The organism is Brachybacterium sp. (assembly GCF_052095815.1).
Taxonomy (GTDB): Bacteria; Actinomycetota; Actinomycetes; order Actinomycetales; family Dermabacteraceae; genus Brachybacterium.
In genome coordinates this window covers 1-15118 of record NZ_JBQDLF010000026.1, presented here as the reverse complement: position 1 = coordinate 15118, position 15118 = coordinate 1, and the positions used below count along the sequence as shown (strand labels likewise).

Here is a 15118-nt window from a genome sequence, read left to right as displayed (position 1 = left end):
GGCTGCCCGGTCAGTGCCTCGTCGGCCGCCCTGTGCCCGACTGCCCCGTGCCCGACTGCCCCGTGCCCGACTGCCCCGTGCCCGACTGATCGGCATCCGGATGATCGGTGCGCGACTGATCGGCACCCGACTGACCGACGCCCGCCGTGACCCGCACCCCGGCACGGTCCAGGTGGGGCAGCGCCTGGTGCAGCTGCCGCTCGATCGCGTCCGCGAGCAGCCGTGAGCGGCCGACGCTGAGGGTCGGGTCGACCTCCACGGTGACCTCCGCCTCGAGGCGATGCCCGATCCAGCGGGCCCGGGCGTCGCGCACATTGAGCACGCCGGGGACCGCGGCGGCTGCCTCGATCCGGTCCAAGGTGCCGGGCTCGACGCCGTCCATCAGGCGGTGGATCACGGTGCGCATCGAGCTGATCAGCACCAGCACCACCATCACAGAGATGACCAGGCCGATGATGGGGTCGATCCAGGCGAGCCCCAGCCAGGCTCCGATCACGCCGATCACGACTGCCAGTGAGGTGAGCGCATCAGTGCGTGCGTGCTGTCCCTCGGCGATGAGCGCGGCCGACCCGATCTTCCGGCCGGCACGGATCCGGTATCTCGCGACCAGCTCGTTCCCGGCCGCACCGATCAGGGCGGCGGCGAGCACCCACCCCAGATGGGTCATATCCCGAGAGGAGGTGAGCGCCCGTACTGACTCCCACACGATCAGGCCCGCTGACAGCGCGATCACCGCTCCGATCAGGAGCCCCACCAGGTCCTCAGCGCGCCGGAAGCCGTAGCTGTAGCGACGGGTGGGGGCGCGCAGTCCCAGGCGGAACGCGATGATCAGCGGGATCGTGGTGGCGAGATGGCCGAGGTTGTGGAGGGTGTCGGCGAGCAGGGCAACCGAGCCGCTGAGGGCGACGATGGCGATCTGCAGCAGTGCGGTCGCCCCCATGCCGGCGAGGCTCACCCAGGCCGCTCGGATGCCGATCGCGCTGGATTCCTCGGCGGTGCGGATCGCCTCGCCGTGATCGTGGCTGTGCGGGGTCAGGGCGTGGCGCAGGCGCGACCAGATCCCGGCACCGTCGTGGTGGCCGTGTTCATCGCCGTGCCCGTGGCCGTGGCCATCATCGTGGTCGTGGTCGTGGTCGTGGTCGTGGTCGTGGTCGTGGTCGTGGTCGTGGTCGTGCCTGTGCTCGTGCCCGTGCTCGTGGCCATCATCGTGCGGGTGCGGGTGCGGGTGCGGGTGCGGGTGCGGGTGGTCATGCTGCGGCGCGGGATGAGGGCCGTGCGAGTGATCAGGTGCGGGGAGTGGGGACACGACATCAATCTATCTGCGTAGACATGCGGATAGCAAGATCTGCGTACGATGGCGGAATGCATCCCGCGCCCGTCCATCTGGTCCCTGACGACGAGCATGCCCAGGTCGCCGCCGACACCTTCCGGATGCTCGCCGACCCCACCCGGGTGAAGATCCTCTGGGCGCTCTTCCAGCAGGAGCGCAGTGTGAACGCGCTCGCGGAGGCGATCGGTGCGGCGCCCGCCGCGGTGAGTCAGCATCTGTCCAAGCTGCGACTGGCCGGCCTGGTGCAGAGCCGCAAGGAGGGCACCTTCGCCTTCTATCGCGCCTCGGACTCTCATGTGCGCCGGCTGCTCACGGAGACGCTCTCGCACGCCGAGCACGTCACCGGAGCGGCGGCAGGGGATGACCCTCACGGATACTGAGGGGCTGCTGAGCAGTGACCTCCGGCGGAGTGGCGGGCCACCGCCGCCCGGTGATCCGCGCGCGGCGAGCATGAGTGCGCGGCGGACACGAAGAAGCCCCTCACCGCACCTTTCGGTGCCGCGAGGGGCTCTTTTCACAGTGCGCCCGGAGGTGTCTGGGTTCAGCGCATCGTTGACGCCCGCTGCCCATCGGCCCCCGAGGCCGTTCACCGCAGGGATTCGATGATCCTGTCGAAGTCCTCCTCGCCGTGGCCGGCGTCGATCTGGTCGCGCACGAGTCGCTGCACCAGCGCTGTCGGGGCAGGGGCGATGCCCTGTTCGAGGCTGGCTCGCTCGATCGTGCCCAGCAGCGTCGTGGTCCATTCCAGGCTCTGAAGAGGCCGGCTGTAGTCGCGCTCGTCGAGATGTTCGGTGGAATGCCCCAGGAGCTCGGTCATGGCCGCCAGGAACGGCGCGGCGCGCCGGGCGTAGGTGCCCGCCGGGATCGAGGCCGATTGCAGCATGGCGACGCCGTGCAGGAAGCCGGCGAACATGGAGTACATCCCCGAGAGCATGGCCAGGTCCCACAGGGAGGCGAGCCCTGCGTCAGCGCCCTCAAAGGTGCTGGTGGCCCAGGACTCCAGAATGCTCCGATGTGCCTCGAAGGCGTCAGAGGAGCCGCTGTAGAGGATGACGGAGTCCGGGGAGCCGATCATGGAGGGAGCAGCCATGATGGCGCCGTCCAGATACCTCGCACCGTGTGCGGCCGCCCAGGTGGCGGTTCGCGGGCCTCCTCCGGCGTCGTGGTGGTCAGGTTGATCAGCGTGCGGCCGGTCAGGGCGGCTGCTGCGGTGTCGAGGACGTGGTGGACGGAGGCATGGTCGTACAGGCACACAACGGTCAGGTCCGTGGTGGTCAGTGCCTCTTCGACGGTGGCGGCCTCCACGGCGCCTCGTCGGGTGAGTGCCCCGGCGCGACTCGGGGTGCGGTTCCAGACGGTGAGCGGGTGTCCGGTATCGAGTGCGGTAGTGGCCAGCGCGTGGCCCATCGCGCCGAGGTCGAGCAGGGTGAGAGAAGGAGTCGACATGACTCCCATGCTCCGGAGCGCCCTGGACTTCGGGAAGTACCCACTATTTACTGGGGTACTCACTCATCGGTACGTGTCGTGGAGAGGGTGCTCATGCCTGCAGCGTCATCGAGGAGGCCACGTCGTGGACCGTACATCTGCGGCATCGATGCGGCGATGGACGTGGTCAGCGGCAAACGGAAGGGCCTGATCCTGTGGGAGCTGGACGCCCACGAGGTGCGAAGGTTCGCTCAACTGCGTCGCGGACTGGCCGGGGTGAGCGAGAAGATGCTGACCCAGCATCTGCGGGAGATGGAGGAGGACGGGCTGCTCCACCGCGAGGTGTACGCGGAGGTCCCACCCCGCGTCGAGTACTCGCTGACCGATGACGGTCGTGACCTCAACGCCGCGCTCGGCGCGCTGGGGGAGTGGGGGCTGGGCCGGATCGACAGGGAGTCGCTGCAGACCCACGCGCCAGCGGCGACCGACTCCTGACAGCGACTCCTGACAGCGCCGAGTGCACGAGCCTCACGAAGAAGCCCCTCACCACACCTTTCGGTGCCATGAGGGGCTTCGTTCTGCGGTGCGCCCGGAGGGATTCGAACCCCCAACCTTCTGATCCGTAGTCAGATGCTCTATCCGTTAAGCTACGGGCGCTTGTCGGACCAAACCGACCTGACAAACCCTAGCGCGCCCTGCAGATCGGCGCCAATCCGGAGGCCATGACCCTGCTCACACGGCCTCCGGACCGCTCACCGGCGAGAGCTCACCAGCTCGGATTCTGCGGAGGCTGCTGCCCCTTACCGGGCTGCTGGCCCCACTGCTGACCGCCCTGCTGACCACCCTGCCGCGGAGCCGGCGGAGGGGATGCTTGGCCCCACTGCTGACCGCCCTGCTGACCGCCGGGCTGCGGCGGTGCGGGCGGAGGGGATGCTTGGCCCCACTGCTGGCCGCCCTGCTGACCGCCCTGCTGACCGCCGGGCTGCGGCGGTGCGGGCGGCGGGGATGCTTGGCCCCACTGCTGGCCGTCAGGCTGACCGCCCTGCTGGCCACCCGGCTGCTGCCCCCACTGCTGACCGCCTTGCGGCGCCGCAGGGGGCATGGTGCCGGCCGCTGCGCCCGAGGGGGCTGCTCCGTAGCCGACGGGCATGCCGGAGCCGCCGGAGCCGCCGCCCTTGTTCCTGCGCGCACGGATCACGAAGAAGGCGATCGCCGCCAGCAGCAGCAGGAGGAAGAACCCGAGCACGAGCACCACGATCACGACGATCACCCAGGGGAACCCGCTGGCGTCGGCGCGGATGTCGATCCCCGCCGCCAGCTCGTTCAGATCGGTGAAGGTCACGGAGTTGCCGTCGACCTGGCCACCCTGAGACTCAAGGATCTTGCCGGGGAAGGTGAAGGTCATCCGGAAGTCGATCTCGAAGCCCTCCATCTCGGGGGAGTTCAGGTCCTGCCCCACGCTCTCGCTGCCATCGATCACCAGGTGGTACTCGCCGTCGGCCTCAGTGAGGGAGAAGCCGCCCCCGAAGTTCTCACTGGTCATGGTGCCCGTGATGCGGCACCCGAGCTGACCGTTCTCCTCGTAGGGCTCGGCGCTGGGCGCCGTCTCCCCGGCCACGGTGTATCTGTCCTCGAAAGTCGTGCAGAACTCGTCGGCGGAGCTGTAGAGGCCCTCGGCGAACTCCTCGTCCATCGCGAAGTCGTAGTTGACGTTGATCGTGTCGACGTCCTGGATGTCGAAGTCTGCGTGGAACTTCCCGCACCCGGCGAGCACCATGAGGAATGGCAGGAGGAGGACGGCGACGATCTTGCGCCGTATCGAGATGCTGCTGGACATGGGGCCCCCATCGGGTGGTTCGCTGGAACCGCGCACGGCGTCGGTGGCTGTGCACGTTGCGCTCAGGGTACCCGGGCAGGGGCGTCTGCGCGGTGGGGAGAACTCCCCATCGCGCTGGTCATCCGGTGACTACTTCCAGAACATCAGCATGCCGCCGCCCACCATCAGCACGCCGAAGCCCACCGCGAGGTTCCAGTCGCCGATCGGCAGGGGGAGCTGACCTGAGGAGATGTAATAGGTGACCAGGTAGAGCAGGCCCAGGATCAAGAACACCACAGCGGTGGGAGCGAGCCAGGCGGGGTTCTGCGTCGCCACGGCGACCCGGCGACCGGTGGTGCGCGAGCTCTCCGCAGCAGCGGCCTTCTTCACCGACGTGGCACGGGTGGAGTCCTTGGCCTTCTCAGTGACCTCGCCGCCCTTGGCCTTGACCGGGTCCTTGCCGCCGGAGCGCTTCGCTCCCTTCGAGACCGGATCCTTCGCAGAGCGACGTGCGGGTGCCGCGTCCTTCGCGTCCTTCGCATCGTTCGAATTTTTTTCCGTGGACGTCTTGGAGTCCTTCGACGTCGTCGAGCCCAGAGCGGGCGAGCCGCTCGACGAAGCGCCCTTCGCCGTGGTGTCCTTGGTCGCAGAGCCCGTCGCGCTCGTCTCGGTCGCGTCGTCGGCGCTGGTTGCCGCGAGATCCTCCGCGGTGATCGCGGGTGACGTCGACGCGGCCTCGGCCTTCGCGTTCGATGTCGTCCGAGCGGACGACTTCTTCCTGCTCCTGGCCATGTGACGGTGCTCCCTCGAGGCGGCGATGATCGCGGGCGTGCCGCGCCGGTCCACAGGTGCGGACCTTGGCCTAGGGTAATGCTCGTCGAGCGAGGGTGCGAAGTGAGGAGGGGCGATGGATGCAGAGGGTGTGAACCCGGCTTCTGAGCAACCCTCCGAGCAACCCTCTGAGCGACCCTCCGGGCAGCCCCCTGAGCAGCCGTCCGAGCGACCCTCCGCGCGCCCCGTGGGCGGCTCTCGTGGCCGCGTCGGCGTGGCAGTGGTGATGGTGCTGTGCGGGGTGCTGTTCGCCACCACCGCCCGACTCTCCGGCGGCGGGTCCATCCGTGACGAGAGCAGCGACGTGGTCGGGGTGCTCCAGGAGCGTGGCCGCGATATCGAGCAGCTCACGCAGGAGACATCCGAGAAGCGGGCCGAGGTCGAACAGCTGCGCGGCCGCAGCGCCGGCGCGGAGACCGTCGAGCGCACAGCGCAGATGGCTGATGCCGTCGGCCTCAGCGAAGTCAGCGGCCCGGGGCTCCAGATCACCCTCACGGACGCCCCGAGCGGCGCGCTGGGCGCGATCCCCGGCACCGAACCCAACGACCTCGTGGTCCATCAGCAGGATCTCGAGTCCTACATCAACGCCCTCTGGGCAGGCGGGGCCGAGGCGATGATGCTGCAGGACCAGCGGGTGATCAACGGCAGCGCCTTCCGCTGCGCGGGCAACACGCTCCTGCTCGAGGGCAGGGTGTACTCCCCGCCCTTCGTGATCACGGTGATCGGCCCGGTGGACGAGATGGCCGCCGCGCTCGAGCAGGCCCCGGGCGTCCAGGTGTACCGCGAATGGGTGGAGCACGTGGGCCTGGGCGAGAAGGTCGATGACCTCGAGACCACCACGCTGCCCGCCTTCGAGGGCTCCCTGACCGTCGACGCGACGGTGATCCGATGACCCCCTCCCATCGGCGGCGTCGCGGCGGAGGCCTCGTCGGCGTCCTCGGCGAGCTGCTGCTCACGTTCGGCGTGCTGCTGCTGCTGTTCCTGGTCTGGCAGCTGTGGTGGACGGACGTGGTCGCCGATCGGGAGCAGGCCGGCATCATCGACGGCCTCGAGCAGGAGTGGGGCGAGGTCGATGCCGAGCAGATCGCGCCCCGTCAGGAGGGGCCTCCGCCGGCGGTCGAGACCCCCGCGGACACCATGGTGTGGGGCAGGATGCACGTTCCCGCCTTCGACCGTCCGGCCTTCCCGCTCGCCGAGGGGGTGAGCCTCGAGGAGGTGCTGAACGTCAAGGGTGCCGGGCATTATCCGGAGACCGCCCTGCCGGGAGAGGTGGGCAACTTCTCGGTGGCCGGTCATCGCAACACCTACGGCCGGGTCTTCGAGGACATCGCCCGGCTCGAGCCCGGGAACGCGATCGTGGTCGAGACCGGTGACGCCTTCTATGTGTACGCGGTGACCGAGTCGCTGATCGTGCAGCCGCAGGACATCGAGGTGATCGCCCCGGCGCCCGGGCAGCCCGGGGTCGAGCCCACCCAGCAGATGCTCACGCTGACCGCCTGCCATCCGATGTACTCCGCGCGGGAGCGGTACATCGTCCACGCCGAGTTCGCGTACTGGACCGACCGGGCCGACGGGATCCCCGAGGCCCTCGCGACCGCGGCGGGGGGAGCCGACGGCGGAGCGTCCGACGCTGGAGCATCCGGCATCGGGGCGTCCGACCGCGGTGCAGCGCCCGACGGTGGGGCAGTGCCCGGCAGTGGAGCAGTCCCCGGCGGCGTGCCCGCGACGACTGAGGAGGAGAGCTGATGTACGGCTGGTTGTTCCGTCACCTGCCCGGACCGCTGTGGGCGAGGATCCTGCTCACCGTCGTACTGCTGGCGGCGCTCATCGCCGTGCTGTTCGGCTGGGTGTTCCCCGCGATCGCGCCCTCTCTGCCCTTCAACGACGGGCTGGTCGGCGCGCAGCAGCCCGGCGGGGACGGCGCGGCACCGCCCACGGCCTGAGTCGCGCTCCGAGCTCCGGCGCCGCCGGGCTGGGACGAGACCAGCTCAGCCCGCGGTCATCAGGGGCTCGAGGCCCGCGGAGCGCTCGACGGCGTCGATCCCGTCGCACAGCTCGAGGAAGCGGGCGAGCATCAGGTGCCCGTTCTCGGTGAGCACCGACTCCGGATGGAACTGCACCCCATGCAGGGGCAGCTCCCGGTGGGCCAGGCCCATCACCATGCCGTCGGCCGTGCGGGCCGTCACCTCGAGCTCGGCAGGGATCGTCTCCGGCACCACGGTGAGGGAGTGATAGCGGGTCGCGGTCATCGGCGAGGGGACCCCGGCGAAGACGCTGGTGCCCTGATGGGTGAGCTCGCTGGTGCGTCCGTGCATGAGCTGCGGGGCGTGGCCCACGGTGGCGCCGAAGTACTGCCCGAGCGCCTGATGGCCCAGGCACACACCGAGCATCGGCACCGACTGTGCGGCGCAGGCGCCGATCACGTCGAGCGAACGCCCGGCGGTGCTCGGAGTGCCGGGACCGGGGGAGATGAGCACCCCGTCGAAGCCTGCGAAGTCCGGGGCGCCGTCGGCGGTCAGCGGCACCTCGTCATTGCGCACCACGACCGTCTCGGCGTCCATCTGCTCGAGGTAGCCCACGATGGTGTAGACGAAGCTGTCGTAATTGTCGACCACCAGGATCCGGGCGGGGCGGTGCGTGCTGCCGGCGGCCGCCACGGGGGCTGCTGCCCTCTCGTCAGTTGTTCCCATTGCCGTTGCCCTTCCCGTTGCCGGCACCGCGACCGCTGTTGCCCTGTGCGCTGTCATCCCCGGCACCGGGATCTTCGGTGGGCTCGTCCGAGGGTGTCGTGCTCGGGGTCTCCGAGGGTTCCTCGGTGGGTGCTTCCGTCGGCGGTGGCGTGGTCGGATCCGGGGTCGGCTCGGGTCCCGAGGAGACGACGACCTTGATCGTTGCCCCGCGGTCGGCCTGCTCGTTCGCGCCGGGCTCGGTGCGGATCACCTGACCCTCCGTCACGGTCGCGGAGAACTCGGTGGTCGGATCGATGCCGAAGCCGGCCTCGGCGAGAGTCTGCTGCGCGGAGGCGAGGGTGTGCCCGTTCACGTTCGGGACGGTCACCGGTCCGGGCGCCGCCGCGATCACGAGGGCCACGCTCGAGCCGTAGGGCACCAGGCCGCCGTCTGCGGCGGGGGTCTGGGAGAGCACGGTGCCGGGTTCCTGCTCCGCGTCCTCCCGCTCCGAGGGCTCGGGCACCACGAAGCCGCGAGACTCGAGGGTCTCCGTGGCCTTCTCGATCTGCGTGAGCTCGACGTCGGGCATCTCGACGTTGCCGGAGGCGAAGCGCACCTCCACGGCCGAGCCCTTCTCGACGGTGGCGCCGCTCTGGGGGGTGGTGCTGGAGACGGTGCCCTGCTCCTGCGGGACGTCCTCCGTCTCGCCTTCGGTCATCGTCAGGCCCGCGCCCTCGAGCGCCTCCTTGGCCGCAGCTCGGGTCATGTTCTTGAGCCCGTCGGGCACCTGCACCGACTCGGGCCCGGCGGAGACCGTCACCGCGATCGTCGCACCGACCTCGACCTCGTCGCCCTCGGCCGGGGTGGACTCGATGACCAGCCCCGCCTCGACGTCCTGCGACTCCACCTGGGTGAATTCGGCCTTGAGCCCGGCATCGCGCAGGATGGTGCTGGCAGATTCATCGGTCTCACCGACCACCTGGGGGACCGTGACCAGCTCCGGACCGCGTTCTCCGAAGGGGTCGAACACCGCGATCGCGGTGGCGGCCAGCGCCAGCACGGCCACGATCACCAGGATGATCAGCCACCAGGGCTTCTTGCGATCCTCCGGCTCCTGGACCGCGTCGGCCGTGCGGAGCGCGAGCGGGCCGGTGGCGGGGCTCGGGGCGGAACCACCGCTCCAGTTCTGGGCTTGCATCGCGGCCGTGGCGCCGATCCCGGCAGCCCCCGCTCCGGCGGCGCCGAACGCTGCGCCGGCGCCGGTGATCGCGGGCAGCGCCTCGGTGGCGTCGTCCAGGGGGCTCAGCACGGTGGTGGCCTCGCCGTCGCTGCCGCGCGGCACCGCGCCGCCGACCAGGGCCGGGGTACGGCCCGCGACCACGGTGGCGATGTCACGGGAGAAGGCGACCGCGCTGGGGTAGCGCTCCTCACGGTCCTTGGCCAGCCCCGTGAGGATCACCGCGTCCAGCGCGGGCGTGATCGCCGGGTTGTAGGCCGACGGGGCCAGGGGTTCCTCGCGCACGTGCTGATAGGCGATCGAGACCGGGGTGTCGCCGGTGAACGGCGGGCGCCCGGTCATCATCTCGAACATCACGCAGGCGGCGGAGTAGATGTCGGAGCGGGCATCGACCAGCTGGCCGCGCGCCTGCTCGGGGGAGAGGTACTGGGCGGTGCCCATCACGGCCTGGGTCGCGGTCATCGCGCTGGTCGCATCCGCGATCGCGCGCGCGATCCCGAAGTCCATGACCTTCACCGCGCCGGCCTCATTGATCATGATGTTGCCGGGCTTGATGTCCCGGTGCACGATCCCGGCGCGGTGCGAGTACTCCAGCGCGCTCAGCAGCGCGGCCATGATCTCGCCGGCCTGATGGGCGTCCATCGGCTGCTCGGGCGTGATGTGTTCGCGCAGGGTGTCGCCGTGCACGTACTCCATCACGATGTAGGGGATGGTGACCTCGGCCCCGGTGATGGTGGTCTGCTGCTCCTCGCCGGTGTCGTAGACAGCAACGATGGAGGGGTGGTTCAGCGAGGCGGCGCTGTGGGCCTCCCGGCGGAACCGTTCCTGGAAGTTCGCGTCCCGGGCCAGGTCGGAGCGCAGCACCTTGACCGCCACCGTGCGGTGCAGGCGGGTGTCATCGGCGATGAACACCTCGGCCATGCCCCCGGTTCCGAGGATCTTGCCCAGGCGGTATCTGCCGCCCAGGACCACGTTCTCTTCGCTCACTCCACACCCGTCCTCGTGCCGTGGCCGACACCGACCGATTCGACCATCGTAGTAGCTGACGTGGTGTCACCTGCCCAGAGGTGAGCCATCTCCACTCCGGCCAACGTCGCCCAGGCCCCGGTCCCGGAGCCGTCCCCTGTGCCCGCCCCGAGACCCGCGGCGGTGAAGGGGAGCACGCCCAGTCCGCCCAGCACGGCCGCGATGATCGCGATGATCACCAGGAGCAGCAGCACCATCCCGGGCAGCGACATGCCGACGACCTTGCGTCCGGTGGTGGAGGTGCCATGGACCGTCCGTGAGGAGGCCGCGGTGTCCACGTCGTCGAAGGCGCCCGCCCCGAAGGCCCGGTCCGGGCGCTGCGTGCCCGCGCCGTTCGTGGCAGCGCCGTTCGACCCTGCTCCGTTCGGCCCTGCACCGTTCGCCGCAGAGCCGTTCGCGCCCGAGCCGGCCGCGGCTGCGGGGTGGGGGGATCGCTCGGCCGCTGCCGACCTCCGCGAGGAGCGGAGAGCTGACGCCGGTGACGTCGCCGAGAGGCTGGAGCGTCGCGGGGCGGAGCCGGCCGACGCGGCGGACAGCGCAGAGGGTCCCGATGCGGCGGAGCGGTGGCGGATCCCGCGGCCGCGGCCGGAGAGCGGCAGCGGCATCGCGGCGGTGCGGGTCCCGGTGGGCGAGGTCCCGTGGCGGGGGCTGTCGGCCGACGGCGAGCCGGTGGGCTGCGAGCCGGTGGCCGGCGAGCCCGCGGACGCGCTGTCGGAGCCTGCGCCACCACTGGCGGTGCCGCTGCCTCCGCGCCGGACCCGGTTCTCCCCGGTCCAGTCGTGGTCCTCGACCCGGGTCACCGGGATCGCCCCGGTGGTGAAGCGCGGCTCGACTCCCCGCTGGATCGCCTCGAGGATGCGCGCCACCGCCGCCGCCGACCGGGGACGGTTCGCGGGCGCCTTGGCCAGCATCATCAGCACCAAGCGCCGCAGATCTGCGGCGATCACCTCGGGCAGCTCCGGCGGCTGCTGCTTGACCTGCGCCATCGCGATCTCGACCTGGCTGGATCCGGTGAAGGGGCGGCGACCCACGAGCATCTCGTAGCCCACGATGCCCAGCGCGTAGATGTCGGAGAGCGACGTGGCCTGCTTGCCCATCGCCTGCTCGGGGGAGAGGTACTGGGCGGTGCCCATCACCAGCCCGGTCTTCGTCAGCCGCGCCTGGTCCTTGCTGCGGGCGATGCCGAAGTCGGTGATCTTCATGGACCAGTCGTTCTTCTCGTCCACCAGGATGTTCTCCGGCTTCACATCGCGGTGCACGACGCCCTTGGAGTGGGCGGCGTCCAGTGCGCGGGCGAGCTCGATGAGCAGCGTGACGACCCGCTTCTCCGGCAGCCCGCCGGGGTTCTCCTCGATGAGGTCCGACAACGGCCGGCCGGGGCAGAGCTCCATCACGATATAGGCGCGGCCGTCGAGCTCGCCGTAGTCGTAGAGCGCGGCGATGCCGTCATGCGAGAGCGCGGCGGTGTGACGGGCCTCGGCACGGAAGCGCTTGAGGAAGCCCTCGTCCCCCGCATACTCCTCGCGCAGGACCTTGATCGCGACCTCTCGATCGAGCTCCTGGTCGCGCCCCTTCCAGACCTGTCCCATCCCGCCGGTGGCGATCAGCGAGATCAGTTCGTAGCGTCCTTCGAGCACGAGCCCTGGTGAGGTCCTCATGGCTGGATCACCGCCTCCATCACGTCCTTGGCGATCGGCGCCGCAGTGCGCGAGCCGTATCCGCCCTCCTCGACCAGGACCGCCACAGCGATCTTCTGGTCTCCCTGCTGTCCGTATCCCACGTACCAGGAATGGGGGGCACGATCCACGCCCCACTCCGCGGTGCCGGTCTTGCCGCCGACCTCGACGCCGTCGATCGCGGCGGCCGACCCGGTGCCGTCCTCGACCACCCCGACCATCATCTGCCGCATCTGCGCGGCATTCGCGGCGGTGAGGGGCTGGCCGAGCTCCTTCGGGCTGAGCTCGGCGACGGCGGAGAGATCGCTCGTGCGCACCGACTGCACCAGCTGCGGCTCCATCACCACACCGTCGTTCGCGAAGGACCCGGCGACCATCGCCATCTGCAGCGGCGTCACCCGGGTCTCGTACTGCCCGATCGAGGTGGTCGCCAGCTGCGCCGCATCCAGCTCGTCCCCGATCGTCGACGGGGTGACCGACAGCGGGATCTCCAGCCGCTGCCCGAAGCCGAAGTCCGCGGCGGTCTCCCGCAGCTGCTCCTCGCCGACCTCCTGCCCGAGCATCGCGAAGGAGGTGTTGCAGGACTGACGCAGCGCGTCGGCCAGGGTGGACCTGTCCTCGGGGCCGCAGGCCTCGGTGCCCCCGGAGGCGCGATTGTTCATCACCGCCGAGGAGTTCGGCAGCTGATAGGTGCCCGGGCCGGGGATCTCGGTCTCCGCCGTGTACTGGCCGGACTCGAGCGCCGCGGCGGCCACCACCAGCTTGAACGCGGAGCCCGGCGGGTAGAGGTCACCGCCGATCGCGCGGTTGGTCAACGGTCGCTCGGGGTCCTCGTTCAGCTCGGTCCAGGCACGGCTCACCGCAGCGGTGTCGTGCGAGGCGAGCAGGTTCGGGTCGAAGCTCGGGGCGGAGACCATCGCGAGCACCGCACCGGTCTCCGGATCCAGCGCCACCACCGCGCCGCGGCGCCCGTCCAGGGCGTCCCACGCGGCCTCCTGGGCTGCGGCGTCGAGGGTGAGCTCGACGCTCGCGCCCTGCCCCTGACGGCCCGAGAGGATCGCGGAGATGCGGTGGTAGAACAGCGCGTCGGCCTCACCCGAGAGGGTGTCGTTCAGCGAGCGCTCGATACCGGTGAAGCCGTAGACCACCGAGTAGTAGCCGGTCACCGGGGCATAGATCTGGCCGGGGTCGTAGCCGCGGAGGTAGCCGTAGGTGTCCCCGGACTCGCGGGAGCTCGCGATCGCGGTGCCGTCCACGACGATCGGGCCACGATGCTGCCCGTACTCGTTGTACATCGTGCGGTCGTTCTGGCCATGGGCGTTCAGGCGCCCCTGGGCGACCACCTGGAAATAGGTGGTGGAAGTGAACAGCAGGATGAACAGCACCCCGGTCACCAGCCAGACATGGCGCAGCGGCTTGTTCATGCGCTGACCTCCTGACCTGCGCGCGGCGGCGTGGGCGCGGTGGTGCCCGCGATCTGCCGGGCGGCGGGCCGACGGGCGGCGTCGGACAGCCGCACCAGGATCCCGGCGATGATCCAGTTGCACACCAGCGAGCTGCCACCGGCGGCCAGGAAGGGCAGGGTCAGGCCGGTCAGCGGGATCACCCGGGTGACTCCGCCGACGACCACGAACACCTGCAGGGCCATCACGAAGCCGAGCCCGCCGGCCAGCAGGGTGCCGAAGCCGTCCGAGATGCCGACGGCGGCGCGGATCGCGCGCTGCACCAGCAGCAGGTAGAGCAGCAGCAGGGCGAAGGCGCCGACCATGCCGAGCTCCTCCGCGAAGGAGGCGAAGATGAAGTCGGACTCCGCATGGGGCACCACATCCGGGCGGCCCTCCCCGAGCCCGGCACCGGTGATCCCGCCGTTGGCGAGGCCGAACAGTCCCTGGCTGATCTGCTCGCAGGACGAGTAGTTCGCGCTCGAGAGGGGGTCCAGCCAGCAGGTGATGCGGGTGCGCACATGCCCCATCTGGGTGGCGGCGAAGATCGCGGGGGGCAGGAACATCACCGCCCCGATCACCAGCCAGCTGAGCCGGTCCGTGGCCACATAGAGCATGACCACGAACAGCCCGAAGAACATCAGCGAGGTGCCCAGGTCCGTCTGGAAGACCAGCACCGCCATCGCAAAGCCCCAGGCCACCAGGATCGGACCGAAGTCGGACCAGCGGGGGAGCTGGATGCCCAGCACCTTCGGTCCCGCGAGCGCGAGGGTGTCGCGGCGGGAGACCAGGTATCCGGCGAAGAAGATCGCGAAGGCGATCTTCGCGAGCTCCGCGGGCTGGAAGCTGTAGCCCGCGATCGAGATCCAGATCTTCGAGCCGTTGCGGGCCGAGCCGATCACCGGGGCCAGCGGCAGCAGCAACAGCACCGCACCGACCACGGCGCTGATCCAGGTGTAGCGGCGCAGACGGCGGTGATCCCGCAGCAGCACCAGCAGGGTGATGCACAGCGCCGCGCCGAGCACCGCCCACAGCATCTGCCGGTCCGCGCTGCCCGAGCTGCGGATCCCGTAGATCTGGTTCGCCGCGTGGATGCTCTCGATCATCGCGATGCCCAGCAGGTTCAGCAGCACCACGATCGGCAGGATCACGGGGTCGGCGTAGGGCGCCCGCCACATCACCACGATCTGCAGGGCCAGCGCGATGACCACGGCACCGATCCCCACCGGGGCGAGGTTCTCGGGCAGCGCGTCATAGCGGCCGAGGCCCACCAGCGCGTAGGCGCCCACCCCGATGATCACCGCGAAGAGCAGCAGCAGCCCCTGGGTGAGGCGGCGCGGACGTGCGGTGTACGAGACGATCGTGGCCACTACGTCTCCTCGCCCTCGTCGGGCGGCGGGATGGTGCGGTCGGAACGGGAGGGCAGGGGCTCCATGTCCTCGGCGGCGTCCTCCTCGAGGCCGCCCGCATCCGAGGCACCACCGGCGTCGGAGGCGCCACCGCCGTCCGAGGGGGCGGGGGAGACTGCGGGCGGCGGCTGGTTCGCGGTCGCGGCCTGCTCGAGCCGATCGATGATCTGATCGGCGGAGGGACGATCGGAGGCGTTGATCGTGTGCTCCACCTGCTGTCGGGTGACCTGAGGCAGAGCCTCGAGCTCGATGTCGGT

16 protein-coding genes, 1 tRNA gene and 1 pseudogene are annotated in these 15118 nt (G+C 70.3%); 6 read left to right on the top strand and 12 right to left on the bottom strand.

From position 1 onward, the window contains the following. Nucleotides 1–10: 10 nt before the first annotated feature. A complete protein-coding gene (locus tag ACTH43_RS11250) occupies nucleotides 11–955 on the bottom strand; it encodes a cation diffusion facilitator family transporter (protein ID WP_441445021.1) in 945 nt (314 codons plus the stop codon). Nucleotides 956–1039: 84 nt separating this feature from the next. Here ACTH43_RS11250 and ACTH43_RS11245 point away from each other — a divergent pair, with 84 nt between their 5' ends. Beyond that, on the top strand, nucleotides 1040–1327 hold the full coding sequence (locus ACTH43_RS11245; RefSeq protein ID WP_441445023.1) for a hypothetical protein: 288 nt from the start codon (nucleotides 1040–1042) through the stop codon (nucleotides 1325–1327). Between the two features lie 35 nt (nucleotides 1328–1362). Continuing rightward, nucleotides 1363–1710, top strand: a complete 348-nt coding sequence (locus tag ACTH43_RS11240; RefSeq protein WP_441444987.1) for an ArsR/SmtB family transcription factor — start codon at nucleotides 1363–1365, stop codon at nucleotides 1708–1710. Between the two features lie 206 nt (nucleotides 1711–1916). Here the strand turns inward: ACTH43_RS11240 and ACTH43_RS11235 are convergent, their stop codons facing one another. Together ACTH43_RS11235 and ACTH43_RS11230 are read right to left on the bottom strand one after the other, a co-directional pair. Further along, nucleotides 1917–2420 (bottom strand): hypothetical protein, encoded by a 504-nt coding sequence (locus ACTH43_RS11235; protein WP_441444986.1) that lies wholly within the window; start codon nucleotides 2418–2420, stop codon nucleotides 1917–1919. Next, nucleotides 2402–2776, bottom strand: a complete 375-nt coding sequence (locus ACTH43_RS11230; RefSeq protein WP_441444985.1) for an NAD(P)-binding domain-containing protein — start codon at nucleotides 2774–2776, stop codon at nucleotides 2402–2404. Before ACTH43_RS11230 ends, ACTH43_RS11235 begins: the two co-directional genes overlap by 19 nt. A 93-nt stretch (nucleotides 2777–2869) precedes the next feature. On the opposite strand from ACTH43_RS11230, the gene ACTH43_RS11225 reads away from it, so the two are divergent. After that, nucleotides 2870–3250, top strand: coding sequence for a winged helix-turn-helix transcriptional regulator (locus ACTH43_RS11225; RefSeq protein ID WP_441444984.1), 381 nt, complete (start codon nucleotides 2870–2872; stop codon nucleotides 3248–3250). 89 nt (nucleotides 3251–3339) lie between these two features. On the opposite strand, the gene ACTH43_RS11220 is transcribed toward ACTH43_RS11225, so the two are convergent. From ACTH43_RS11220 to ACTH43_RS11210, 3 genes are all read right to left on the bottom strand, one after another. After that, nucleotides 3340–3412 (bottom strand) — tRNA-Arg (locus ACTH43_RS11220). Between the two features lie 109 nt (nucleotides 3413–3521). Continuing rightward, complete coding sequence (locus tag ACTH43_RS11215) at nucleotides 3522–4592, bottom strand: LppM family (lipo)protein (RefSeq protein ID WP_441444983.1); 1071 nt, start codon at nucleotides 4590–4592, stop codon at nucleotides 3522–3524. Nucleotides 4593–4721: 129 nt separating this feature from the next. Next, complete coding sequence (locus tag ACTH43_RS11210) at nucleotides 4722–5363, bottom strand: cell division protein CrgA (RefSeq protein ID WP_441444982.1); 642 nt, start codon at nucleotides 5361–5363, stop codon at nucleotides 4722–4724. Nucleotides 5364–5478: 115 nt separating this feature from the next. Between ACTH43_RS11210 and ACTH43_RS11205 the strand changes: the two genes are divergently transcribed. The 3 genes from ACTH43_RS11205 to ACTH43_RS11195 are packed head-to-tail and all read left to right on the top strand — an operon-like array spanning nucleotide 5479 to nucleotide 7345. Then, the gene (locus ACTH43_RS11205) at nucleotides 5479–6294 is read left to right on the top strand and encodes a DUF881 domain-containing protein (RefSeq protein WP_441444981.1); all 816 of its coding nucleotides are present in this window, start codon (nucleotides 5479–5481) and stop codon (nucleotides 6292–6294) included. Next, nucleotides 6291–7148, top strand: a complete 858-nt coding sequence (locus tag ACTH43_RS11200) for a class E sortase (protein WP_441444980.1) — start codon at nucleotides 6291–6293, stop codon at nucleotides 7146–7148. Before ACTH43_RS11205 ends, ACTH43_RS11200 begins: the two co-directional genes overlap by 4 nt. Then, nucleotides 7148–7345 (top strand): hypothetical protein, encoded by a 198-nt coding sequence (locus tag ACTH43_RS11195; RefSeq protein WP_441444979.1) that lies wholly within the window; start codon nucleotides 7148–7150, stop codon nucleotides 7343–7345. Before ACTH43_RS11200 ends, ACTH43_RS11195 begins: the two co-directional genes overlap by 1 nt. A 45-nt stretch (nucleotides 7346–7390) precedes the next feature. Here the strand turns inward: ACTH43_RS11195 and ACTH43_RS11190 are convergent, their stop codons facing one another. The 6 genes and pseudogenes from ACTH43_RS11190 to ACTH43_RS11165 all read right to left on the bottom strand — a co-directional run. Then, nucleotides 7391–8092, bottom strand: coding sequence for an anthranilate synthase component II (locus ACTH43_RS11190; RefSeq protein WP_441444978.1), 702 nt, complete (start codon nucleotides 8090–8092; stop codon nucleotides 7391–7393). After that, nucleotides 8079–10295: a Stk1 family PASTA domain-containing Ser/Thr kinase gene (gene pknB, locus ACTH43_RS11185; RefSeq protein WP_441444977.1), complete on the bottom strand. Its 2217-nt coding sequence runs from the start codon at nucleotides 10293–10295 to the stop codon at nucleotides 8079–8081. The genes ACTH43_RS11190 and pknB overlap by 14 nt, the downstream gene beginning before the upstream one ends. Continuing rightward, nucleotides 10292–11992, bottom strand: coding sequence for a protein kinase domain-containing protein (locus ACTH43_RS11180; RefSeq protein WP_441444976.1), 1701 nt, complete (start codon nucleotides 11990–11992; stop codon nucleotides 10292–10294). The genes pknB and ACTH43_RS11180 overlap by 4 nt, the downstream gene beginning before the upstream one ends. After that, nucleotides 11989–13434 (bottom strand): peptidoglycan D,D-transpeptidase FtsI family protein, encoded by a 1446-nt coding sequence (locus ACTH43_RS11175; protein WP_441444975.1) that lies wholly within the window; start codon nucleotides 13432–13434, stop codon nucleotides 11989–11991. Before ACTH43_RS11175 ends, ACTH43_RS11180 begins: the two co-directional genes overlap by 4 nt. Next, nucleotides 13431–14822 carry an FtsW/RodA/SpoVE family cell cycle protein gene (locus ACTH43_RS11170; protein ID WP_441444974.1) on the bottom strand — a complete coding sequence of 464 codons (1392 nt, stop codon included), beginning with the start codon at nucleotides 14820–14822 and terminating at the stop codon, nucleotides 13431–13433. Before ACTH43_RS11170 ends, ACTH43_RS11175 begins: the two co-directional genes overlap by 4 nt. Continuing rightward, nucleotides 14822–15118, bottom strand: a pseudogene (locus ACTH43_RS11165) (serine/threonine-protein phosphatase); the annotation flags it as partial. The gene ACTH43_RS11170 and the pseudogene ACTH43_RS11165, both read right to left, overlap by 1 nt.